Source organism: Nonomuraea sp. NPDC047529, assembly GCF_040642995.1.
Classification (GTDB): Bacteria; Actinomycetota; Actinomycetes; order Streptosporangiales; family Streptosporangiaceae; genus Nonomuraea.
On the sequence record NZ_JBEYTJ010000068.1, the window covers coordinates 18,028 to 40,109 of the forward strand.

Sequence of the window (22,082 nt, forward strand, 5' to 3'; positions counted from 1 at the left end):
GGCCCGCAGACGATCAAGGGACGTCCTGGGCGTCGGGAAGCGGTTGGGCGGACCGATACCCTGGACATGTCATGAATCTGGTCAACCTTGAGTCGGTCTCCCACGCCTACGGGCCCAAGCCGCTCCTCAGCGACGTCTCCCTGGGCATCGAGGCCGGGGAGCGCATCGGCGTCGTCGGCCGCAACGGGGGCGGTAAGACGACCCTGATCTCGGTCATCGCCGGTGACGTGCGCCCCGACAGCGGCCGGGTCACCCACACGCGCGGGCTGCGGGTCGGGTTCCTGTCCCAGCAGGACACCCTCGACCCCGAGGCCACCGTGAGCGAGCTCGTCCTGGGGGACAGGGCCGAGCACGAATGGGCCGGCGACCAGCAGGTCCGCGAGATCCTCACGAACCTGATCGGCGACCTCGACCTCGGCGCCAAGGCCACCGCGCTGTCCGGCGGCGAGCGCAGGCGTACTGCGCTGGCCCGCCTGCTCATCGAGGACCACGACCTGGTCATGCTCGACGAGCCCACGAACCATCTCGACATCGAGGCCATCGCCTGGCTCGCCGCCCACCTGGCGGCCCGGAAGAGCGCCCTGCTGGTCGTGACCCACGACCGCTGGTTCCTCGACGCCGTCTCCACCCGCACGTGGGAGGTGGTCGACGGCCGGGTCGAGCGCTACGAGGGCGGTTACGCCGCGTACGTGCTGGCCAAGGCCGAGCGGGCGCGCATCGCCCAGGCCGCCGAGGAACGCCGCCAGAACCTCATGCGCAAGGAGATCGCCTGGCTGCGCCGCGGTCCGCCCGCCCGCACGTCCAAGCCGAAGTTCCGGATCGACGCCGCGCAGGCTCTGATCGCGAACGAGCCGCCGGCGCGGGAGACCGTCGAGCTGATGCGGTTCGCCGCGGCCAGGCTCGGCAAGACCGTCTACGACCTCGAAGACGTCACCCTGCACGCGGGCGGCCCCGGCGCGGGGCCGCTGGTGCTCGACCACTGCACGTGGCAGTTCGGGCCGGGCGACCGGATCGGGCTGATCGGCGTCAACGGGTCGGGCAAGTCGTCGGTGCTGCGGTTGCTCGCCGACGGCGTCCAGCCCGACTCGGGCCGGTTGATCCGGGGCAAGACCGTGCGTCTGGCGCACCTGTCCCAGGAGCTGACCGAGCTCGACCCGTCGCGGCGGGTGCTGGAGTCGGTGGAGGAGATCCGCAAGTACCTCCAGCTCGGCAAGCGGGAGTGGACGGCGTCCCAGCTGCTGGAGCGCCTGGGGTTCAAGGGCGACGCGCAGTGGAAGGTCATCGGCGATCTGTCCGGCGGCGAGCGGCGGCGGCTGCAGCTGCTGCGGCTGCTGATGGACGACCCCAACGTGCTGCTCCTCGACGAGCCCACCAACGACCTCGACATCGAGACGCTCAACGAGCTCGAAGACCTGCTGGACGGCTGGCCGGGCACGCTGATCCTGGTCAGCCACGACCGCTACTTCCTGGAGCGGGTGACCGACCGGTGCGTGGCGCTGCTGGGTGACGGCAAGCTCGCGCTGCTGCCGGGCGGGGTCGACGAATACCTCGAACGCCGCAGCGCCGGCACGGCCGTGACCGCCCGCCTCGGCAGCACCCCTGCCCCGGCGTCCGGCGCTGCGGCTCCTGCCGCGGCTGCCTCCGGCGCCCAGCCGGAGACCGGGCTGTCGGCCAAGGAGGAACGCGAGCTCCGCAAGGAACTCAACCGCCTGGAACGCCAGCTCGACAAGCTCGGCGACCAGGAGGCCCGCCTCCACGCCGCCATGGCCGAGGCCGCCAGCGACTACGCCAAGCTGGGCTCCCTCGATGCCCAGCTACGTGACGTCCTGGCCCAGAAGGACACCGTCGAGGCGGAATGGCTTGAAGTGGCCGACCGCCTCGGCGACTGACCTCACCTCAGCCCAGGCGGCACCCCGAGAAGTGCGGTCACTGGGGGGAGTCGAAGGGGGCGAGGAGGAGGCGCAGGAGGGCGGCCAGGGAGCGCTGGTCGGCGGGCTGGAGGCCGGAGAGCAGGTCGCGCTCACGGCGGAGCAGGCCGGCGAACGCCGCGTCCACCTGGGCCACCCCTGTCTCCGTCAGCGACACCAGCACGCCGCGCCGATCCTCGGGGTCGGGCCGCCGCCGTACCAGCCCGGCCTGGGCGAGCCGGTCGATGCGGTTGGTCATCGTCCCCGACGTGACCAGTGTGGCCCGCAGCAGGGCCCCGGGGCTCAGCTCGTACGGCTTCCCGGCCCGCCGCAGAGCGGTGAGCACGTCGAACTCCCACGGCTCCAGATCATGTTCGGCGAACGCCGCCCGCCTGGCGCGGTCGAGATGTTTGGCCAGCCGTGACACCCTGGAGAGGACCTGGAGGGGCTCGACGTCGAGGTCTGGCCGCTCGATCCGCCATGCCGCGACCAGCCGGTCGACCTCGTCATCCTGTGGCGTCATGACACAGAGTCTACTGTCTTGACATCGAGATATCTCTCTCGATATCAATTATCTCTATGTCAAGAGATATCTGGGACCCGGTGACCTACGCCGTCTACGCCGACGAGCGGTCGCGGCCGTTCATCGAGCTGATATCCAGAGTCGGTGCGGTGGCTCCCGATTATGTCGTGGACGCGGGCTGTGGCAGCGGCGAACTGACCGTGATGCTCGCCGAACGCTGGCCGGGGGCCACCGTCGAAGGCTTCGACGCCTCGCCCGCGATGATCGCGAAGGCCCGCAAACTCGACACCCCGGTGCACTTCGCCGTGGCCGACGTCGACACCTGGCACCCCGACCGCCCGATGGACGTGATCGTCTCCAACGCCGTCCTGCAATGGGTGCCCTCCCACCACGACGTGCTCGAACACTGGCTGGAGGAGCTGGCCCCCGGCGGCTGGCTGGCCTTCCAGGTGCCCGGCAACTTCGACGCCCCGAGCCACGTCGCCATCCGCGAGCTGTGCGCCTCCCGCGCCTGGGCCGACCGGCTCAGCGATCTCAACAGAAGCAACCCGGTGGACGACCCGGTCCGGTATCTCGACTTCCTCAACGACGGCGGCTGCCAGGTGGACGCCTGGGAGACGACGTACGTGCACCTGCTCCAGGGCGAGAACCCGGTGCTCGACTGGGTCTCCGGCACGGCCCTGCGCCCGATCTTCGACCGGCTCAACCCGGAGGAGCAGCGGCAGTTCAAGGCCGACCTCGCCGGACCGCTCGCCGAGGCCTACCCGGCCAGGAGCTACGGCACCCCCTTCCCCTTCCGACGCATCTTCGTGGTGGCCCAGAAATGACGATCACAGCCCTGCACCATGTCCAGCTCGCCGCGCCCCGAGGCAGCGAGCCCGAACTGCGCGCCTTCTACGAGGGCGTGCTCGGGCTGCGCGAGGTCCCCAAGCCCCCGGAGCTGGCCAGACGCGGCGGCGCCTGGTTCCGCGGCGACGGTGTGGAGATCCACGTCGGCATCGAGGACGACTTCAGGCCCGCGCGCAAGGCCCACCCGGCCTTCCTGGTCGAGGACCTCGACGCGTACGCCGCGAAGTTCCCCGACGCCGTGCCCGACGACCTGTTCCCCGGCTACCGCCGGATCTACGTCACGGACCCGGTGGGCAACCGCATCGAGCTCCTGCAAGCCGTGTGATGTTCACCTCCAGGTGGCATCATGGGCCGAAATCGGACACTTGTGAGGTGCAGTGGGCATCGAGATCGAGGACAAGTTCGACGTTCCATCCGACTACACGATCCCGGACCTGAGCGGCCTGGCCCAGGTCACGGGCCCGCGCAGCCATCAGCTCGTGGCGCTCTACTACGACACGCCCGATCTGCGGCTGGCCGCGCGGGGCGTCACGCTCAGACGCAGGCGCGGCGGCGACGACGCGGGCTGGCACCTGAAGCTGCCCAAGGCCAAGGGCGTGCGCCAGGAGATCACGTGCCCGCTCACCCGCAGCACCAAGATCGTGCCGCCGGAGCTGGCCGAACTCGTCCGGGCCTACGCCAGGGGTGCTGAGCTTCAGGTCGTCGCCGAGCTCGACACCCGTCGCAGCGTCACCCTGCTGCACGACGGCGGCACCGGTCTGGTCGAGATCGCCGACGACCGGGTGAAGGGCACCGTCCACCGGGACGGCAAGGTGCTGCGGTGGCGTGAGGTCGAGGCCGAGCTCATGGCCGAGGACCGGCGGGACCTGCTGGCCAAGGTCGGCAAGCGGCTGCGCAAGGCGGGGGCGAGCCCGGCCGGGAGCGCCAGCAAGCTCGCCCGGCTCCTCGACCCCACCCCGCCCGCCAGAGTCGCCACCGAGCCCGGTACGGCCGCCGACACCGTCATCGACTACCTGTCGAGCCAGGTCGCCGCCCTCCTCGGCCAGGATCCACGGGTGCGCAGGGCCGAGGAGGACGCCGTCCACCAGATGCGGGTGGCCTCGCGCAGGCTGCGCAGCGCGCTCAAGGCGTTCAAGTCGGTGGTGACCGGTACGAAGACGATCCAGGACGAGCTGCGCTGGCTCGGCACGGTCCTCGGCGAGGCCCGCGACCTTGAGGTGACCAGGGCCAGGTTCGCCGGGGAGCTGGCCGGCCTCGCCCCCGAGCTGGTCACCGGCCCCATCCGCACCCGTCTCGGCTCGGATCTGCGCGAACGCGAGCAGGAGGCGTACGAGCGCATCAAGGACGCACTCAGCGGCGACCGCTACTACACCCTCCTGGACGCCCTCGACGCGCTGATCGCCACCCCCGACCTGGGCAAGGCCGCCGCCAAACCGGCGAAGGAGAAGCTCACCGCCCTGGCCTCCGCGGGCTGGGACCGCGTGACCAGGGCGTACGAGGCCGCGCAGGCCGTCGAGGACGCCGAGCGCCGCGAGATCGCCCTGCACGACGTCCGCAAGGCGGCCAAACGCGCTCGTTACACCGCCGAAGCGCTCGAACCCACCCTCGGCAAGGACATGGCCAGGCTCGCCGAGCTGGCCGAGAACGTCCAGGAGATCCTGGGAGCACACCGGGACGGCGTGGTCGCCCAGCAGACGCTGGCCGAGCTGGCCGAGGTCGCCCGGCAGGCGGGCGAGGACACCTTCACGTACGGGCTGCTGATCGGGATCGAACGCAACACGGCAGAACGTGCCCAGGCCGATTTCCCCAGAGTCTGGGCGGAAACCGTGAAGGCGGTTAAGAAGGTTCTATGACGAACCTTCCGGCAATCCCCTTCGCGCGCAGCGACCCTCTCGAAGTCCCGGCGGCCTACCGGGAGCTGCGGGAGAAGGAGGGCATCGCGCGGGTGCGCACCTCGGTGGGCGACGAGGTCTGGCTGGTCACCGGTTACGAGCAGGCACGCAGCCTGTTCACCGACAGCCGGCTCGGACGTTCCCACCCCGAGCCCGAGCGGGCGGCGCGCGTGTCGAACTCCGTCCTCCTCGGCGGTCCGCAGGGCGAGGTCGCCACCGAGAAGGCCGACCACGAGCGCCTGCGCAAGCTGTTCACGCCCGCCTTCTCGGCCCGGCGGATGAGGAGGCTCGCCGGCCACGTCGGCTCCCTGGTCGAGGAGCGGCTGGACCACCTGGCCGGGCTGACGCCGCCGGCCGACCTGCACGCCGAGCTGTCCTTCCCACTGCCCGTGCTGGTCATCTGCCGGCTTCTCGGCGTCCCGTACGAGGACAGGGAGTACTTCAGCGGCCTGTCCGCGGGCATGGCCGACCTCCGGGACGAGGCGGCCGGCCAGGCGGCGCGGGCGGAGCTGAGCGCGTACATGGCCGGGCTGATCGAGCGCAAGCGGCGCGAGCCGGCCGAGGACGTCCTGTCCGACCTGGCCGGCGAGCTGGACGACGACGGCAAGATCGCCGAACTGGCCGCCGGCCTGCTGTTCGCCGGGCACGAGACCACGGTCAACCGCATCGACTACGGCGTGCTCCTGCTGCTGGCCAACCCCGGCCAGCTCGCGCTGCTGCGGGCCGACCCCGGGCTCGCGCCCGCCGCGGTCGAGGAGATCCTGCGCATGGCCGTGCCGAGCCTGCACGGACTGCCCAGGTACGCCCACGAGGACATCGAGATCGACGGCCGCACGATCCGCCGCGGCGAGGCCGTCGTGCTCAACCCGGGCCCGGCGAACCGGGACGAGCGTGTCTATCCCGATCCCGACACCTTCGTCATCGGGCGCCCGCCCACCGACCCGCACCTCGCCTTCGGGTACGGCCCGCGTTTCTGCGTCGGCGCGAGCCTGGCCAGGGTGGAGCTGGAGGCGGTGTTCGGCCGGCTCTTCCAGCGTTTCCCCGGGCTGAGCCTGGCCGTCCCGCTCGCCGAGCTGCCGCGCAACGAGGGCAGGCTGACCCAGGGCTTCGCCCGCCTGCCCGTCACCTGGTGAGCCGTCAGGTCGCGTAGCGCTCGACGCCGACGACGTGCCCGTCCAGCCGGTGCAGCACCGCGAACGCGCCCTTGCGCAGGTGCACGTCCTTGCCGCTCAGCGCGTGGATCAGGTGCGGCAGGACCTTTCCGTGGCTGCACACGGCGGCGGGCACGGCGAGCTCGCCGACCAGGTCCGGCGTCTTGCGCGGGTCCTGGCCCTCCTCGCTGAGCAGCGGCTCGGTCCTGATCGCGGTTCCGTACGGCTCCAGCGTCTGGACGCACCGCCGGCTGGGCGAGCTGACCAGCAGCTCGGGCCGGTAGGCGGGCAGCGCGGTGGCCAGGGTGGCGGCCTGGGAGCCGCCGTGCGCGTCCAGCGGGCGCAGCGCGTCGTCGCCGTCCCACTCGCTCCTGGACCCGGCCGTGCCGTGCCGTACGAGCACCAGCGGCACGGTCGCCAGCGGCGCGGCCTTCAGGGCGCGCAGCAGCCCGGCGTCCCACTCGTAGGTCAGCAGCTCGCGGGCCTGGTCCAGCGACAGCCAGCGCAGCTCGTCGACCTCCTCGCCCGGCTCGAAGCCGGCGTCGGAGGCGACCCGCGCGGTCCAGTAGTCGACCCGCTTGAGCCGGCCGCCGCTGAGGTAGTGGATCGGGGGCAGGGCCCGGCCCAGGACGACCGTCAGGCCGGTCTCCTCGTCGACCTCGCGCAGGGCGGCGGCGATCACGTGCTCGCCGCTCTCCAGCTTGCCCTTGGGGAAGGTCCAGTCGCGGTAGCGCGGGCGGTGGATCACCGCCACCTCGGGGCTGCTCTCCTCGCCCCTCCAGACGACGGCTCCGGCGGCCCGGAGCAGGTCAGTCATCAACGGTCCTCCAACGCCTGGTGCTGACGAGATGGCTCTGCAGGTCCTCGCCGTGGTGACGGATCCAGTTGCCGTCGGAGTTGAGCCACCACGCGTTCGTGGTGTCGGCCATGGCCAGGTCCATCAGCTCGATCAGGTACGCCTTGTGCTGCTGGGAGGTCACCTTGACCAGGGCCTCGACCCGGCGGTCGAGGTTCCTGCGCATCAGGTCGGCGCTGCCGATCCACACCTCGGGACGCCTGCCGAGGCCGAACTCGTACACGCGGGAGTGCTCAAGAAAGCGCCCCAAAACCGACCTTACGCGGATATTTTCCGACAAATTGGGGATTCCGGGGCGCAGGATGCAGATCCCGCGCACCCACAGGTCCACCGGCACCCCCGCCCTGGACGCCCGGTAGAGCGCGTCGATGATCGGCTCGTCCACCAGCGAGTTCGTCTTGATCCTGATCCGGGCCGGGCGGCCCGCCTGCTGGTGGGCGATCTCCCGGTCGATCCTGGCCAGCAGCCCGCTGCGCATCGAGTGCGGCGCGACCAGCAGCCTCCGGTACGCCGAGTGGTTGGAGTAGCCGGTCAGGTGGATGAACAGGTCGGTGACGTCCTCGCCCACCAGCGGGTCGGCGGTGAGCAGGCCGAAGTCCTCGTACTGGCGGGCCGTCTTGGGGTTGTAGTTGCCGGTGCCGATGTGGCAGTAGCGGCGCAGCTCGCCCGAGGGCTCCTGGCGGACGACGAGGGCCAGCTTGCAGTGGGTCTTGAGGCCGACCACGCCGTAGACCACGTGGCAGCCGGCCCGCTCCAGCTTCCTGGCCCAGGAGATGTTGGCGTGCTCGTCGAAGCGGGCCTTGATCTCCACGACCACGACGACCTGCTTGCCCGCCTCGGCCGCGTCGATCAGCGCGTCCACGATGGGCGACTCGCCGCTGGTCCGGTAGAGGGTCTGCTTGATCGCCAGCACCCGGGGGTCGGCCGCGGCCTCCTCGATGAACCGCTGCACGCTGGTCGCGAACGAGTCGTACGGGTGGTGCAGCAGCACGTCGCGCTCGCGCAGGGTGGTGAAGACGTCGTCCTCGGCGTTGATCACCTCGGCCGGCACGAACGGGCGGAAGCTCAGCTCGCCGCGGTCGAGGTCGGCGATGGCGTGCAGGCCGGTCAGGTCGAGCGGGCCGGGCAGCCGGTAGATCTCGTGCGGGGCCAGCTCCAGCTCCTCGACGAGCGGGGCCAGCACCTCCGGCGTGATCGTCTCCTCGACCTCCAGCCGCACGGGCGGCCCGAACCGCCGCTTGAGCAGCTCCTTCTCCAGCGCCTGCATGAGGTTCTCGGTGACGTCCTCGTCGACGTCGAGGTCCTCGTTCCTGGTGACGCGGAAGACGTGGTGCTGGAGGATCTCCATGCCCTTGAAGAGCTGCCCGAGGTGCGCCGCGATGACGTCCTCCAGCGGCACGAACCGGTCCTTGGAAGCCGGCACGAACCGGGGGAGCTGCGAGGGCACCTTGACCCGGGCGAACACGGTGTGGTCGGTGATGGGGTTGCGCACCAGCACGGCCAGGTTCAGGCTGAGCCCGGAGATGTAGGGGAACGGGTGGGCCGGATCGACCGCCAGCGGCGTCAGCACCGGCCTGATCCGCTCCCTGAACAGCTTGCGCAGCTCCGTACGCTCCTCGCGGCCCAGGTCGTCCCACCGGACGATCTCGATGCCCTCGGTCGCGAGCTGGGGGCAGAGCCGGTCGTGGAAGGCGGCGGCGTGCCGCTTGGCCAGGGAGTCGGCGATCGTGGCGATCCTGGCCAGCTCCTCGCGCGGCTTGAGCCCGCTCTTGGTGCGCAGCAGCAGTCCGGTGGCCATGCGCCGCTTCAGGCCGGCCACCCGTACGCGGAAGAACTCGTCGAGGTTGCTGGCGAAGATGGCCAGGAAGCGGACCCGTTCGAGCAGCGGGAGCGACGGGTCCTCGGCCAGTTCGAGTACGCGCTCGTTGAACTGGAGCCAGCTTTCCTCACGGTTGAGGAACCGCTCCTGTGGCAGGGGCAGATCGTTTCCCGGTTGCAGCGGTTCCGCGGACATATGGCCTATATTGCCCCGATTGGTTGAACGGAACGTTAACGTAGCCGCAACGACTCACTCCGGATGGTCGGCCTGCTCCAGGCGTGCGGCGCGCTCGGCGAGCCTGGCCTCGCGCTGACGGATCTTCTCCTCGCGCTCGCGGGCCTTCTCCGCCTCCTTCAGCACCCGCTCGCGCTCCTTCAGTTCTCGTACCCTGGCCTTCTCCGCGTCACGCAGCTCACGCTGGCGCAGCTTCTCCGCTTCCTTGAGCTCCTTCTCGCGCGCCTTCTCGAAGTCGCGCAGCTCCTTGTCGCTGACGCGCGGCTTGGCGGCGGCGGCCTGGTTGCGGGTGGCCACGGAGATGACCGGGCTCGGGTTCAGCCCGGTCAGGCCGTTCCAGGCCAGGTTCACCAGGTGCGCGGCGACCTCCTCGCGGCCCGGCTTGCGCACGTCCAGCCACCATTGGCCGGTCAGCGCGACCATGCCGACCAGCATCTGGGCGTACATCGGGGCGAGCTTGGGGTCGTAGCCGCGCTCCACGAACTCGTCGGCCAGGACGTCCTCGACCTGGCTGGCGATCTCGCTGATCAGGCTCGCGAACGTGCCCGTGCCCGAGGCCGCGTGCGAGTCGCGCACCAGGATGCGGAAGCCCTCGCTGCTCTCCTCGATGTACTGCAGCAGGGCCAGGGCGGCCCGCTCCAGCTTGATGAGGGAGTGGGAGGCGGCGAGGGCCGAGGTGATCATGCCGAGCAGCTTCTGCATCTCGCGGTCGACGACGACCGCGTAGACGCCTTCCTTGCCGCCGAAATGCTCGTACACCACAGGCTTCGACACCTGCGCGGTGGCGGCTATCTCCTCTATGGAGGTCCCGTCGAACCCCTTCTCGGCGAACAGCGTGCGGCTGATCAGGATCAGCTGCTCTCTGCGCTCTCTACCGGACATGCGCCTGCGAGATCGGGGTTCGGTCACGGGTTCCATAATGACGGCCACGGACGAATGGCCGTTCATCGGCTGATTCTCGTCAGGCAATGCGCTTCGCCGCCAGGCGTTCTGGCGTCGGCCAGCGCACGTCGTACACCCAGCCCGCCCGTTCGAACAGGCGGATCAGGCCGGCGCTGAGGTCGATCTGGCCCTTGAGCGCGCCGTGCCGGGCGCAGGTGGGGTCGGAGTGGTGCAGGTTGTGCCAGGACTCGCCGAAGGACGGGATGGCCAGCCACCAGACGTTGCGCGACTTGTCGCGCGTCTGGAAGGACTCCTCGCCGAAGACGTGGCAGATCGAGTTGATCGACCAGGTCACGTGGTGCAGCAGGCCGATGCGGATCAGCGAGCCCCAGAACAGCGCGGTCAGGCCGCCCTGCCAGGACCAGGTCAGCAGCAGGCCGAGCACGCCGGGCAGCAGGACCGAGACGAGGGCCAGCGTGGGGAACCACTTGTGCAGCTTCTGGATGTCCTCGTCCTTGCACAGGTCGGGGGCGTACTTCTCGCGGTTGGTGCGCTCGCTCTCGAACAGCCAGCCCATGTGGGCGTACAGCAGGCCCTTGGACATCGACTTGAAGCCGGGGCCGAAGCGCCACGGCGAGTGCGGGTCGCCCTCCTTGTCGGAGAACTTGTGGTGCTTGCGGTGCGTGGCCACCCAGTCCAGCACGGACATCTCCAGCGACAGGCTGCCCGCGATGCCCATCGCGATCTTCAGCGGCCGCTTGGCCTTGAACGAGCCGTGCGTGAAGTAGCGGTGGAGCCCGACGGTGACGCCGAGCCCGGAGACGACGTAGAAGACGAAGGCGATGACGATGTCCGTCCAGCCGAGTCCCCATCCCCACGCCAGGGGAACCGCCGCCGCGACCGCGATCAGGGGCAGCCCCACCACGAGTCCGAACGTGACGAGCTCTGCCTTGGATTTCGGGTCGGGTTCGAAGTCGGGCTTCGGCGTGGGGGAGGAACGCTCGGCGAGAACGGTCATGGGCTACCTCCAACTACATGTATGAGGACGAATGTCCTGGCTACGCCACCGTAACCTACGCCATCGTAAGTAAGGAAGCCCTAAGCTGTGGATGTCACATAGCTGACGGCCGGTCCGTCGAGGTGAGTGGGTTTCCTACCTTGCGGCTTTTGGGGTGCTCTGTTAGGCGCGCAGCGCGCCGACTACCCGTCCATGGCCCTGGTATTCGCGGACACCGGAGATGTGCGAGAGAATTGAGGGCGCATACGCCCGTGCGGGCTCGGTATCGTAGGGGCTGTGTGTCGGACGCCACGGTGTCCGGTCCATCCCGGATCGTCTAATCGGCAGGACAAGTGGTTTTGGTCCACTTTGTAGGGGTTCGAGTCCTCTTCCGGGAGCCTTGAGTGTCATCCCAGCGGCTCCCCGCGCGAGAGAGTTCCGAAGCGGGCAGGTATCCTCACGGTGTCGGGGGGGTTGCGGTGCGGTAGCCGCGCCGACGACCCTGATCCGTCCAGTCACAGGGAGCCTCAGTCCGTGAGTGTGCCGCGCCCGGCAGCCGTCATCGTCCTCGCCGCGGGCGAGGGCACCCGGATGAAGAGCCAGACCCCGAAAGTCCTGCACGAGCTGTGCGGCCGCGCGCTGGTCGACCACATGCTCGCCGCCGCCCGCGACCTCGGTCCCGAGCGGCTCATCGTCGTCATCGGCCACGCGCTCGAACAGGTCGGCGGCCATCTGGCCGCCACCAGCCCCGACGCGCGCGCCGTCGTCCAGCGTGAGCAGCGCGGCACCGGCCACGCCGTCCGCACCGTGCTCGAAGAGGTCGGCACGATCGCCGGCACGATCCTGGTCACCTACGGCGACGTGCCGCTGCTGCGCGCCCAGACCCTCGCCACCCTGCTCGACAAGCACGCCGCCGACGGCAACGCGGTCACCGTGCTGACGGCCCAGGTGCCCGACCCGACCGGCTACGGCCGGATCATCCGCGACCCCTCCGGCGCCGTGCTGGAGATCGTCGAGGAGAAGGACGCCGACGACGAGCAGCGCGCGATCAAGGAGATGAACTCCGGCATCTACGCCTTCGACGGCCTGCTGCTCGCCGACGCCGTCAAGCGCGTGTCCACCGACAACGCCCAGGGCGAGGAGTACCTCACCGACGTCCTCGGCATCCTGCGCGGCGACGGCCACCGGGTCGGCGCCTGCGTGGCCGCCGACCACGTCGAGGTCGAGGGTGTCAACGACCGCGTCCAGCTCGCCTTCGCCCGCAAGGTGCTCAACCGGCGGCTGCTGGAGGAGCACATGCGCGCCGGCGTCACCGTCATCGACCCGGCCGCCACGTGGGTCGACGTGGGCGTCGAGATCGAGCCCGACGCCGTCATCCACCCCGGCACCCAGCTCCACGGCCGCACGGTCGTCGGCGCCGGCGCCGAGATCGGCCCGGCCACCACGCTGACCGACACCCGCGTCGGCGAGCGCGCCGTCGTGCGCAACGCGGTCTGCGACAACGCGGAGATCGGCCCGGAGGCCAACGTCGGCCCCTACGCCTACCTGCGCCCCGGCACCGTGCTCAGCCGCAGGTCGAAGGCGGGCACGTTCGTCGAGATGAAGAACACCAAGGTCGGCGAGCGCTCCAAGGTGCCCCACCTCACCTACGCCGGCGACGCCACCATCGGGGAAGACGTCAACATCGGCGCCTCCACCGTCTTCGTCAACTACGACGGGGTCGACAAACACCACACCACCGTGGGCGACGGCGCGTTCGTCGGCTGCGACACCATGCTCATCGCTCCCGTGACGATCGGCGACGGCGCCAACACCGCGGCCGGATCCGTGATCGTCAACGACGTACCCCCAGGGGCGATGGGCGTGGCCAGGGCGCGACAGCGCAACATCGAGAAATGGGTCTTGCGCAAGCGCGCGGGCACGAAGTCGGCCGCCGCCGCCGAACGGGCGCTGGCCGAGCGAGCACAGCAGGAGAACGAACAGTGACCAGCATCAAACAGCCGGGCGAGAAGAACCTCATGCTCTTCTCCGGCCGGGCCTATCCAGAGCTGGCCGAAGAGGTTGCCGAGCACGTCGGCGTCTCGCTCACCCCCACCAAACTGATCGACTTCGCCAACGGCGAGATCTACGCCCGCTACCTTGAGTCCGTCCGCGGCTGCGACGCGTTCGTGATCCAGAGCCACACCGGTCCCATCAACAAGTGGATCATGGAACAGCTCATCATGGTCGACGCGCTCAAGCGGGCCTCCGCCAAGCGCATCACCGTGGTCATGCCGTTCTTCGGCTACGCCCGCCAGGACAAGAAGGGCCGCGGTCGCGAGCCCATCACGGCCCGGCTGATGGCCGACCTGTTCAAGACCGCGGGCGCCGACCGGCTCATGTCGATCGACCTGCACACCTCGCAGATCCAGGGCTTCTTCGACGGACCCGTCGACCACCTGTTCGCGATGCCGGTCCTGGAGAGCTACCTGAAGAACAAGCTCGACCTGGCGAACACGACCGTCGTCTCGCCCGACACCGGCCGCGTCCGCCTGTCCGAGCGCTGGGCCGACACCCTCGGCACGCCCCTGGCCTTCATCCACAAGCGCCGCGACCTCGACGTGGCCAACTCCGTGAAGGTCAGCGAGGTCGTCGGCAAGGTCAGCGGCCGCACCTGCGTGCTGATCGACGACATGATCGACACCGCCGGCACGATCTGCAAGGCCGCCGACGCCCTCTACGAGCAGGGCGCCACCAACGTGATCGTCGCCGCCACCCACGCGGTCTTCTCCGACCCCGCCGTCGACCGGCTGAAGAACTCCCGCATCTCCGAGGTCATCGTGACCAACACGCTGCCGCTGTCGGAGACCAAGAGGTTCGACAAACTGACCGTGCTCTCGATCGCCCCGCTGATCGCCCGCGCCGTCACCGAGGTCTTCACCGACGGCTCCGTCACGAGCCTGTTCGAGGGCGACACCTGAGCGAGTAAGCTGTACGGGTTGCGCTCGTAACGCCTTCCGCTAGGGCGGGTGAGGGGGAGCGCGCCACAATCCGATCTCTGCATCCCTAGGAGATGTCATGTCTGAAGTACGTATCGCCGCCGAGTCGCGCACGGTGTTCGGCAAGGGCGCCGCCCGCAAGATCCGCCGCGCCGACAAGGTGCCCGCCGTCCTCTACGGGCACGGCATCGACCCCAAGCACCTGACCCTGCCCGGTCACGAGGTGCTGCTCGCCCTCCGCACGCCCAACGTGCTGATCCGCCTCCAGGGTGAGGGCGTCGACGAGCTGGCCCTGCCCAAGGGCGTGCAGCGCGACCCGATCAAGGGCTTCGTCGAGCACGTCGACCTGCTCCTGGTCAAGCGCGGCGAGAAGGTCACCGTCGAGATCCCGGTCACCACCACCGGCGACGTCAACTCCGAGGGCCTGCTCGACCAGCAGCTCGTCTCGGTGGCCGTCGAGGCCGAGGCCACCCACATCCCCACCGGCGTCGAGGTCGACGTCGAGGGCATGGAGGTCGGCACCGTGATCACCGCCGCGCAGCTCAAGCTGCCGTCGGGCGCCACGCTGGCCGCCGACCCCGAGGTCGTGGTCCTCCACGTCATCGCCAAGCCGACCGAGGAGCCCGCCGCCGAGGCCGCGGAGGCCGTCGAGGGCGAGACCGCCGAGGCCGAGGGCGAGGGCGAGTCCGCCGAGGCCGCCGCCGAGTAAGCACGTCCCGCGAACGGGGGTGGCGCGAGGCCGCCCCCGTTCCGCTGCAAGGGGAGCACATGGACCGCTGGCTGATCGTCGGACTGGGCAACCCGGGGCCCGAATACGCGGGTAACAGGCACAACGCGGGCTTCATGGTGCTCGACGAGCTGGCCGCGCGGGCCGGCGGGCGCTTCAAGGCGCACAAGAGCAGGTCCGAGGTGCTGGAGACGCGGGCCGCTGTGCTGGCCAAGCCCCTGACGTACATGAACCTGTCGGGCGGGCCGGTCAAGGCGCTCGCCGACTTCTACAAGATCGGCCCTGACCGGCTGATCGTCGTCCACGACGAGCTCGACGTCCCCTACGGCGCGTTGCGCGCCAAGCTCGGTGGCGGCGACAACGGCCACAACGGGCTCAAGTCCATCACCAGGGTCCTCGGCACCCGCGACTACCTGAGGGTGCGCTTCGGCATCGGCCGGCCGCCCGGCCGCATGGACCCGGCCACCTTCGTGCTCCGAGACTTCGCCACCGTCGAGCGCAAGGATCTGCCCTTCCTCGTCGACCGGGGCGCCGACGTCGTCGAGTCGCTCATGGCCCGCGGCCTGGAAGCCACCCAGAACGACTTCCACCGGGCTGATCTGCACATCTCCGGCCCTCCGCGCTGATCGCCGCATAGCACCGTTCACCGCCTGTCGCCGCGCACGCGCGGCTACCATCTGTGACTGTCCGTACGGGAACGGGCACACAAGGGCGTACCACCGCCCTGAGCAGCGGCGGGAGCGGGGGAAGACGGCATTTGGCGACCGAGGCCGCCTCACGGAGTGAGGCAGGAGAGCCCGTGAAGACCGGCGAGGCCCTCTCGTGGCGGGTCAGCCCGGTGACTCCGGCGTGGATGCGTTCTTACCGGTTCCGTGCCGTCGTGGGCGATCTGTGCGGAGCGGGCATCGGGTCCGCCGCCGCCTTCTGCGGCAGGTTCGGCGGGTTCACCCCGTACGTGCTGCCGTATCTGCTGGTCAGCGTGGCGTTGCCGTGGGTGTGGATCTGCGCGGTCGCCCTCAACCGGGCCTACGAGCCCCGCATGATCGGCGTCGGCTCCGAGGAGTTCCGCCGCGTCGTGCACGCCGGCGTGGCGCTGACCGCGGCCACCGCGATCGGCTCGTACGTCACCAAGACCGACGTCGCCCGCGGTTACGTCGTGCTCGCGCTGCCCCTGGTCACGCTGCTCACGCTGGTCGCCCGCTACCTGCTGCGGCGCTCGCTCAACCGGCGCAGGGCCGCCGGGGCCTGCATGCGCCGGGTGGTCGCGGTCGGCCACCCGGCCTCGATCGCCGAGCTGGTCCACCTCTTCCGCAGGGAACGCCACCACGGCATGGACGTCGTGGCCGCCTGCCTGCCCTACGGCGAGCCGCCCGGGGTGCTGACCGAGGTGCCCGTGGCGGGCGACTTCGGCGACGTGCCGCTGGTCGTCGACCAGGTGCGCGCCGACACCGTGGCGGTGCTGGCCTGCCCCGAGATGGACGGCGACGCGCTGCGCCGGCTGGCCTGGCGGCTGGAGCGCACCCACACCGAGCTGGTGGTCGCCCCCGCCCTGATGGACGTCGCCGGCCCCCGCACGATGATCCGGCCGGCCGCCGGGCTGCCTCTGCTGCACGTCGAGCACCCCGAACTCACCGGCGCCCGGCAACTGGTCAAGAACGTCTTCGACCGCGTCGTCGCCGCCGCGTTGCTGGTGCTGCTGTCGCCGTTGCTGGCGGCCCTGGCCGTGGCCGTCCGCGGGACGAGCCCGGGGCCCGCGCTGTTCCGGCAGGTCAGGGTGGGCAAGGGCGGCAGGCCGTTCACGATTCTGAAGTTCCGTACCATGCGGCGCGGCTCGGAGCAGCAGAAGATCACCCTGGTCAGCGACCACGACGGGGTGCTGTTCAAGATCCGCAACGATCCGCGGGTGACACCGCTCGGCACGCTGATGCGCCGCCACTCCCTCGACGAGCTGCCCCAGCTCATCAACGTGCTTCTCGGACACATGTCGCTGGTCGGCCCCCGCCCGCCGCTTCCGGAGGAGGTGGCGCGCTACGGTGACGACGTGCGCAGAAGGCTTCTGGTGCGCCCGGGGCTGACCGGGCTGTGGCAAGTGAGCGGGCGATCTGACCTGTCGTGGGAGGAATCCGTCCGTCTCGACCTGCGTTACGTGGAGAACTGGTCCCTCACGCTGGACCTCCAGATCCTGTGGAAGACTTGGTCGGCCGTCGCCCGCGGGCAAGGAGCATATTGATGACGATTCGCGACGACCACGCCGTAGCCGGCGACCTGGCGACAGAGGCGGGTGAGAGGCTGCTGCGGGTCCGCGAGCGCACCGGGTTCGGCGACTCCGCCGCACTGCGCGCGGAGGGCGACCGGGCCGCGCACGTGTTCCTCATGGAGGCGCTGGCGCGGTTGCGTCCCAGTGACAGTGTCCTGTCCGAGGAGGCCACCCGCGAGGAGCGGCTCGACCCGCGCAGGCTGAGCGCCGAGCGCGTGTGGATCGTCGATCCCCTCGACGGCACGCGCGAGTTCGCCGAGGAGGGCCGGAGCGACTGGGCGGTGCACGTCGCGCTGTGGGAGCGCGGCAAGCTGACCGCGGGGGCCGTGGCGCTGCCCGCGCAGGGCCGTACGCTGACGACCGCCGAGCCGCCCGCGCTGCCGGAGTTCGAGAAGGGGCGCTTCCGCATCGCGGTGAGCCGTACGCGGCCGCCGGAGTTCGTCCAGAAGCTGGCCTTCCTGCTGGGGGCCGACCTGGTGCCGATCGGCTCGGCGGGGGCGAAGATCTCCGCGGTGCTCACCGGCGAGGTCGAGGCGTACGTGCACGCCGGCGGCCAGTACGAGTGGGACTCCGCGGCTCCCGTCGCCGTCGCGCAGGCCGCCGGGGCGTTCGCCAGCCGCGTCGACGGTTCGGAGCTGACCTACAACCAAGCCGACCCGTCACTACCGGATATCCTGGTTTCCCTACCGGAGCTGGCGACATCCCTGCTCGCCGGAATTCGGGACCTGCATCGCTAACCGCCGGAGGAAGCGCCCATGCTCCAGCGCGACTACACGACGTCGCAGCTCGACGTACTAGAGGCCGAGGCCATTCACATCATGCGCGAGGTGGCGGCGGAGTTCGAGCGGCCGTGTCTGCTCTTCTCCGGCGGCAAGGACTCGATCGTCATGCTCCGCATCGCGGAGAAGGCGTTCTGGCCCGCGGCCATCCCCTTCCCGCTGATGCACGTCGACACCGGGCACAACTTCGACGAGGTCATCGAGTTCCGTGACCGCCGTTCCGAGGAGCTGGGCGCGCGCCTGATCGTGGCCAGCGTGCAGGAGTCGATCGACAGCGGCCGGGTGGTGGAGGAGACCGGGCGGCGCGCCTCGCGCAACCGCCTGCAGACCACCACGCTGCTCGACGCGATCGAGGAGCACGAGTTCGACGCCGTGTTCGGTGGAGCCAGGCGCGACGAGGAGAAGGCCCGCGCCAAGGAGCGCGTGTTCTCCTTCCGCGACGACTTCGGCCAGTGGGACCCGAAGAACCAGCGCCCCGAGCTGTGGAACCTCTACAACTCCCGCATCCGCAAGGGCGAGCACATCCGGGTCTTCCCGCTGTCCAACTGGACCGAGCTCGACATCTGGGACTACATCCGGCGCGAGGGCATCGAGATCCCCTCGATCTACTTCTCGCACACCCGCAAGGTGTTCGAGCGCGACGGCATGCTGCTGCCCGACTCCGACGTCGTGTCGCGCGGCGACGACGAGCCGCTGTTCGAGGCCGTCGTGCGCTACCGCACGGTCGGCGACATGACCTGCACCGGCGCCGTGCAGTCCAAGGCCGCCACGGTCGAGGAGATCATCGAGGAGATCGCGGCCACCCGGATCACCGAGCGCGGGGCCACCAGGGCCGACGACCGCTCGTCCGAGGCCGCCATGGAGGACCGCAAGCGAGAGGGCTACTTCTGATGGACATTCTTCGCTTTGCCACTGCGGGAAGCGTCGACGACGGCAAGTCCACCCTCATCGGACGGTTGCTCTTCGACTCCAAGGCCATCTTCGAGGACCAGCTCGAAGCGGTCGAGCGCACCTCCCGCGACCGCGGCACCGAGTACACCGACCTGTCGCTGCTGACCGACGGCCTGCGGGCCGAGCGCGAGCAGGGCATCACGATCGACGTGGCCTACCGCTACTTCGCCACGCCCAAGCGCAAGTTCATCATCGCCGACACGCCCGGCCACATCCAGTACACCAGGAACATGGTCACCGGGGCCTCCACGGCCGACCTGGCGATCATCCTCATCGACGCGCGCAAGGGCGTGCTGGAGCAGTCGCGCCGGCACGCGTTCCTGACCTCGCTGCTGCGGGTGCCGCACCTGGTGCTGGCCGTGAACAAGATGGACCTGGTCGACTACTCGCAGGAGCGGTTCGAGGAGATCCGGGAGGAGTTCACCTCCTTCGCCTCCAAGCTCAACGTGACCGACCTGACGTTCATCCCGATCTCCGCGCTCAACGGCGACAACGTCGTCTCGCGCTCGGAGAACATGCCCTGGTACCTCGGCACCTCCCTGCTGCACCACCTGGAGAACGTGCACATCGCCTCCGACCGCAACCTGGTCGACGTGCGCTTCCCCGTCCAGTACGTGATCCGTCCGCAGAAGGCCACCGACCACGCCTTCCACGACTACCGCGGCTACGCGGGCCAGGTCGCGGGCGGGGTGCTCAAGCCGGGCGACGAGGTCACGCACCTGCCGTCCGGGCTGACCACGCGCATCGCCTCGATCGACACGTTCGACGGGCCGGTGGAGGAGGCGTTCCCGCCCATGTCGGTCACGCTGCGCTTCGAGGACGACCTCGACATCTCGCGTGGCGACATGATCGCCAGGCCCAACAACCAGCCGCACGCGGCCCAGGAGCTGGAGGCCATGGTCTGCTGGATGGCCGACGGCCTCAAGCTGGCCCCGCGCACCAAGCTGACGATCAAGCACACCACCCGTACGGCGCGGGCGCTGGTGCGCGACCTGCACTACCGGCTCGACGTCAACACCCTGCACCGCGACGAGGAGGCCACCGCGCTCGGCCTCAACGAGATCGGCCGGGTGTCGCTGCGGGTCACCCAGCCGCTGTTCGTCGACGACTACGCCCGCAACCGCCTGACCGGCGGCTTCATCCTCGTGGACGAGGCCACCAACGGCACGGTCGGCGCCGGGATGATCATCGACGCCAGCTGAACCCCTTCTCGGACGGCCCGGCGACACTCCGCCGGGCCGTTCGTCTTCTCGGTAGATCTTTGCGGGGTTTCCTGACCGTCTGATTACCCTCCGCGCTAGGGTCGTCGCGTTCCGTATCGGCGACGTGAAGGCCCTCCCCCTGTGACCGACCGCGCATCCGCCACCCGAGTGATCTTCCTCGGGGGCCTCGGCCGTAGTGGCACGACTCTGCTGGAGCGGCTGCTCGCGGAGCTGCCCGACGTGGTGGCGCTCGGCGAGGTCGTCCACCTGTGGTCGAGGGGGGTGCTGGCCGGGGAGCCGTGCGGTTGCGGCGCGGCCTTCGCCGCCTGCGACTTCTGGCGGCAGGTGGGCAGGACGGCGTTCGGCGGATGGCGGCCGTCGCTGGCCGAGCGCATGCTCACGTTGCGGCAGCGGGTCGACCGCACCCACCGGATGGGGCGCATCGCCCATCCCGACCTGGCCGAGTACGCGCGGGCCTACCGGCGGATCTACGAGGCGACCGGCGCGCCCGCCGTGATCGACTCCAGCAAGCACGCCTCGCTCGCCCACTGCCTGGTCGCGGCCGGGATGGACGTACGCGTCGTGCACGTCGTCCGGGACCCGCGGGCGGTGGCCCACTCCTGGCGCAGGATCGTCGAGCGGCCCGAGGACGGGCGTCCCATGACCCGCTGGGGGCCGCTGCGCACGGCACTCCACTGGACGGCCCAGAACGCCGGCCTTGAGCTCCTCGCCCGCCAGGGGGCTTTGGTGACCCGGGTGCGTTACGAGGACCTGGTCGCCGCCCCGGGGCCCACGCTGACCGCGCTGGCGGGCTTCCTCGGGCTCGACGTCCCCGGGCTGCCGTTCCTGGAGGGCACGACGGCGCGGCTCGGGCCCGCGCACACCGCGTCCGGCAACCCGATGCGCTTCCAGGTGGGCGGGGTTCGGCTGCGGTGCGACGACTCGTGGCGTTCGGGGCTGCCGGTCCGCGACCGGCGGCTGGTCACCGCGCTCACCTGGCCGCTGCGCGTCCGGTACGGCTACCGGGAGGTGGCCGCATGACGGTCCTGCCGTCCGTCCTGCCGTCCGTGGGCGTGGTGATCCCGACCTGCGGCGACCGGCCCGCGCTGCTGCGTGGGGCCGTGGCGGGCGTGCTGGCCCAGGACTATCCGGGGCGGCTCGCCGTGGTCGTGGTCGCCGACGGGGCGCCCGGCCGTCGCGATCCGCTGCCGGCGCTGGGCGTGCCCGTCCTGGCGAACAGCCGTACCCCAGGGCTTCCGGGGGCGCGCAACACCGGCATCGCGGCGCTCGACACCGACCTCGTCGCCTTCTGCGACGACGACGACCTCTGGCTGCCGGGCAAGCTCGCCGCCCAGGCGCGGGCGCTGGCCGCCGCCGGTGGCGAGTTCGCGAGCTGCGCCATCGAGGTCGAGCACGGGCGGCGCCGGGTGACCAGGCTCGCGGGCACGGACACGGTCACCGTGGCCGATCTCGTACGGTCGCGCATGGTGATGGTCCACTCCTCGACGTTCCTGTTCCGGCGCGGGGCCCTGTGGGCCGACGAGAGCGCCCCCGGCGGCCAGAACGAGGACTGGGACCTGGCCCTGCGCGCGGCCCGGCGGCGGCCGATCACGCACGTCGACCGGCCGCTCGTCCGCGTGCGGTGGGGCGGCGCCTCCCACTACGCGGCCCGCTGGGCGGACCGGATCGCGGGGCTCGACTGGATGCTCGCCCGCCACCCCGAGCTGGCCGCCGACCGGCGCGGCGCGGCGCGCGTCTACGGCCAGCTCGCCTTCGCCCACGCGGCACTCGGACGGCGGCGCGCGGCGGTCCGCTGGGCGCTGCGGACGTTCGGGGCGCGGCCGGGTGAGCCGCGCGCCCCGATCGCGCTCGCCGTGGCCGCGGGGCTGGTCCCGGCCGCGACCGTGCTCGGGCTGCTGCACGGGCGGGGGCGCGGCATATGACCCCGCCGAGAACCCGCACCCCGGCCGTCCCCGCCCAACGCCCCCCCCACCCCCCAAACCCCCCCCCCCCCCCCCCACACCCCCCCCCCCCCGCCGCCCCCCACCACCCCCCCCACCCCCCCCCCCCCCCCCCCC

Annotated in this window: 20 protein-coding genes and 1 tRNA gene; 16 read left to right on the forward strand and 5 right to left on the reverse strand. The window is 70.6% G+C overall.

Annotated features, from left to right (window positions below; all coding sequences use genetic code 11):
- The first annotated feature begins 71 nt into the window (after nt 1-71).
- Complete coding sequence (locus tag ABZ815_RS50520) at nt 72-1,889, forward strand: ABC-F family ATP-binding cassette domain-containing protein (RefSeq protein ID WP_357710064.1); 1,818 nt, start codon at nt 72-74, stop codon at nt 1,887-1,889.
- A 37-nt stretch (nt 1,890-1,926) separates the two neighbouring features.
- Here ABZ815_RS50520 and ABZ815_RS50525 read toward each other — a convergent pair whose 3' ends face one another.
- A complete protein-coding gene (locus ABZ815_RS50525; RefSeq protein WP_357710067.1) occupies nt 1,927-2,430 on the reverse strand; it encodes a MarR family transcriptional regulator in 504 nt (167 codons plus the stop codon).
- Nucleotides 2,431-2,486: 56 nt separating this feature from the next.
- Between ABZ815_RS50525 and ABZ815_RS50530 the strand changes: the two genes are divergently transcribed.
- The 4 genes from ABZ815_RS50530 to ABZ815_RS50545 are packed head-to-tail and all read left to right on the forward strand — an operon-like array spanning nt 2,487 to nt 6,304.
- Complete coding sequence (locus ABZ815_RS50530) at nt 2,487-3,257, forward strand: trans-aconitate 2-methyltransferase (protein ID WP_357710070.1); 771 nt, start codon at nt 2,487-2,489, stop codon at nt 3,255-3,257.
- The gene (locus tag ABZ815_RS50535; RefSeq protein ID WP_357710073.1) at nt 3,254-3,604 is read left to right on the forward strand and encodes a VOC family protein; all 351 of its coding nucleotides are present in this window, start codon (nt 3,254-3,256) and stop codon (nt 3,602-3,604) included. Before ABZ815_RS50530 ends, ABZ815_RS50535 begins: the two co-directional genes overlap by 4 nt.
- Nucleotides 3,605-3,656: 52 nt before the next feature.
- The gene (locus ABZ815_RS50540) at nt 3,657-5,132 is read left to right on the forward strand and encodes a CYTH and CHAD domain-containing protein (protein WP_357710076.1); all 1,476 of its coding nucleotides are present in this window, start codon (nt 3,657-3,659) and stop codon (nt 5,130-5,132) included.
- Nucleotides 5,129-6,304: a cytochrome P450 gene (locus ABZ815_RS50545; RefSeq protein WP_357710079.1), complete on the forward strand. Its 1,176-nt coding sequence runs from the start codon at nt 5,129-5,131 to the stop codon at nt 6,302-6,304. Before ABZ815_RS50540 ends, ABZ815_RS50545 begins: the two co-directional genes overlap by 4 nt.
- Before the next feature lie 4 nt (nt 6,305-6,308).
- Here ABZ815_RS50545 and ABZ815_RS50550 read toward each other — a convergent pair whose 3' ends face one another.
- The 4 genes from ABZ815_RS50550 to ABZ815_RS50565 all read right to left on the reverse strand — a co-directional run bounded on the left by ABZ815_RS50550 (nt 6,309) and on the right by ABZ815_RS50565 (nt 11,131).
- Nucleotides 6,309-7,139, reverse strand: a complete 831-nt coding sequence (locus ABZ815_RS50550; RefSeq protein ID WP_357710082.1) for an NUDIX hydrolase — start codon at nt 7,137-7,139, stop codon at nt 6,309-6,311.
- The gene (locus ABZ815_RS50555; protein WP_357710085.1) at nt 7,132-9,192 is read right to left on the reverse strand and encodes an RNA degradosome polyphosphate kinase; all 2,061 of its coding nucleotides are present in this window, start codon (nt 9,190-9,192) and stop codon (nt 7,132-7,134) included. The genes ABZ815_RS50550 and ABZ815_RS50555 overlap by 8 nt, the downstream gene beginning before the upstream one ends.
- A gap of 54 nt (nt 9,193-9,246) precedes the next feature.
- Nucleotides 9,247-10,113: a TetR family transcriptional regulator gene (locus ABZ815_RS50560; protein ID WP_357710114.1), complete on the reverse strand. Its 867-nt coding sequence runs from the start codon at nt 10,111-10,113 to the stop codon at nt 9,247-9,249.
- A gap of 79 nt (nt 10,114-10,192) precedes the next feature.
- Entirely contained in the window at nt 10,193-11,131 is a 939-nt protein-coding gene (locus tag ABZ815_RS50565; RefSeq protein WP_357710088.1) for an acyl-CoA desaturase, read from the reverse strand.
- Nucleotides 11,132-11,436: 305 nt separating this feature from the next.
- Between ABZ815_RS50565 and ABZ815_RS50570 the strand changes: the two genes are divergently transcribed.
- The 11 genes from ABZ815_RS50570 (at nt 11,437) to ABZ815_RS50620 (ending at nt 21,947) form a co-directional block, all read left to right on the forward strand.
- Nucleotides 11,437-11,508 (forward strand) — tRNA-Gln (locus ABZ815_RS50570).
- Nucleotides 11,509-11,644: 136 nt separating this feature from the next.
- Nucleotides 11,645-13,096: a bifunctional UDP-N-acetylglucosamine diphosphorylase/glucosamine-1-phosphate N-acetyltransferase GlmU gene (gene glmU / locus ABZ815_RS50575; RefSeq protein ID WP_357710091.1), complete on the forward strand. Its 1,452-nt coding sequence runs from the start codon at nt 11,645-11,647 to the stop codon at nt 13,094-13,096.
- A complete protein-coding gene (locus ABZ815_RS50580; RefSeq protein ID WP_125636621.1) occupies nt 13,093-14,070 on the forward strand; it encodes a ribose-phosphate diphosphokinase in 978 nt (325 codons plus the stop codon). The genes glmU and ABZ815_RS50580 overlap by 4 nt, the downstream gene beginning before the upstream one ends.
- A gap of 97 nt (nt 14,071-14,167) precedes the next feature.
- Nucleotides 14,168-14,797, forward strand: coding sequence for a 50S ribosomal protein L25/general stress protein Ctc (locus ABZ815_RS50585; protein ID WP_357710094.1), 630 nt, complete (start codon nt 14,168-14,170; stop codon nt 14,795-14,797).
- A gap of 59 nt (nt 14,798-14,856) precedes the next feature.
- Complete coding sequence (gene pth / locus ABZ815_RS50590; protein ID WP_357710097.1) at nt 14,857-15,441, forward strand: aminoacyl-tRNA hydrolase; 585 nt, start codon at nt 14,857-14,859, stop codon at nt 15,439-15,441.
- Nucleotides 15,442-15,668: 227 nt separating this feature from the next.
- Nucleotides 15,669-17,045: a sugar transferase gene (locus ABZ815_RS50595; RefSeq protein WP_357710117.1), complete on the forward strand. Its 1,377-nt coding sequence runs from the start codon at nt 15,669-15,671 to the stop codon at nt 17,043-17,045.
- Nucleotides 17,045-17,809, forward strand: coding sequence for a 3'(2'),5'-bisphosphate nucleotidase CysQ (locus ABZ815_RS50600; protein ID WP_357710100.1), 765 nt, complete (start codon nt 17,045-17,047; stop codon nt 17,807-17,809). Before ABZ815_RS50595 ends, ABZ815_RS50600 begins: the two co-directional genes overlap by 1 nt.
- 18 nt (nt 17,810-17,827) lie before the next feature.
- Entirely contained in the window at nt 17,828-18,742 is a 915-nt protein-coding gene (gene cysD, locus ABZ815_RS50605; protein WP_357710103.1) for a sulfate adenylyltransferase subunit CysD, read from the forward strand.
- Nucleotides 18,742-20,004, forward strand: a complete 1,263-nt coding sequence (cysN, locus tag ABZ815_RS50610; RefSeq protein WP_357710106.1) for a sulfate adenylyltransferase subunit CysN — start codon at nt 18,742-18,744, stop codon at nt 20,002-20,004. The genes cysD and cysN overlap by 1 nt, the downstream gene beginning before the upstream one ends.
- Nucleotides 20,005-20,145: 141 nt before the next feature.
- On the forward strand, nt 20,146-21,045 hold the full coding sequence (locus ABZ815_RS50615) for a sulfotransferase (protein ID WP_357710108.1): 900 nt from the start codon (nt 20,146-20,148) through the stop codon (nt 21,043-21,045).
- Entirely contained in the window at nt 21,042-21,947 is a 906-nt protein-coding gene (locus tag ABZ815_RS50620) for a glycosyltransferase (RefSeq protein ID WP_357710111.1), read from the forward strand. The genes ABZ815_RS50615 and ABZ815_RS50620 overlap by 4 nt, the downstream gene beginning before the upstream one ends.
- The last annotated feature ends 135 nt before the right edge of the window (nt 21,948-22,082 follow it).

Coding starts and splice junctions, on each gene's coding strand:
- ABZ815_RS50520 (WP_357710064.1), top strand. CDS start 72: ATGAATCTGGTCAACCTTGAGTCGGTCTCCCACGCCTACGGGCCCAAG.
- ABZ815_RS50525 (WP_357710067.1), bottom strand. CDS start 2,430: ATGACGCCACAGGATGACGAGGTCGACCGGCTGGTCGCGGCATGGCGG.
- ABZ815_RS50530 (WP_357710070.1), top strand. CDS start 2,487: ATGTCAAGAGATATCTGGGACCCGGTGACCTACGCCGTCTACGCCGAC.
- ABZ815_RS50535 (WP_357710073.1), top strand. CDS start 3,254: ATGACGATCACAGCCCTGCACCATGTCCAGCTCGCCGCGCCCCGAGGC.
- ABZ815_RS50545 (WP_357710079.1), top strand. CDS start 5,129: ATGACGAACCTTCCGGCAATCCCCTTCGCGCGCAGCGACCCTCTCGAA.
- ABZ815_RS50550 (WP_357710082.1), bottom strand. CDS start 7,139: ATGACTGACCTGCTCCGGGCCGCCGGAGCCGTCGTCTGGAGGGGCGAG.
- ABZ815_RS50555 (WP_357710085.1), bottom strand. CDS start 9,192: ATGTCCGCGGAACCGCTGCAACCGGGAAACGATCTGCCCCTGCCACAG.
- ABZ815_RS50560 (WP_357710114.1), bottom strand. CDS start 10,113: ATGTCCGGTAGAGAGCGCAGAGAGCAGCTGATCCTGATCAGCCGCACG.
- ABZ815_RS50565 (WP_357710088.1), bottom strand. CDS start 11,131: ATGACCGTTCTCGCCGAGCGTTCCTCCCCCACGCCGAAGCCCGACTTC.
- ABZ815_RS50585 (WP_357710094.1), top strand. CDS start 14,168: ATGTCTGAAGTACGTATCGCCGCCGAGTCGCGCACGGTGTTCGGCAAG.
- pth (WP_357710097.1), top strand. CDS start 14,857: ATGGACCGCTGGCTGATCGTCGGACTGGGCAACCCGGGGCCCGAATAC.
- ABZ815_RS50595 (WP_357710117.1), top strand. CDS start 15,669: ATGCGTTCTTACCGGTTCCGTGCCGTCGTGGGCGATCTGTGCGGAGCG.
- ABZ815_RS50600 (WP_357710100.1), top strand. CDS start 17,045: ATGACGATTCGCGACGACCACGCCGTAGCCGGCGACCTGGCGACAGAG.
- cysD (WP_357710103.1), top strand. CDS start 17,828: ATGCTCCAGCGCGACTACACGACGTCGCAGCTCGACGTACTAGAGGCC.
- cysN (WP_357710106.1), top strand. CDS start 18,742: ATGGACATTCTTCGCTTTGCCACTGCGGGAAGCGTCGACGACGGCAAG.
- ABZ815_RS50620 (WP_357710111.1), top strand. CDS start 21,042: ATGACGGTCCTGCCGTCCGTCCTGCCGTCCGTGGGCGTGGTGATCCCG.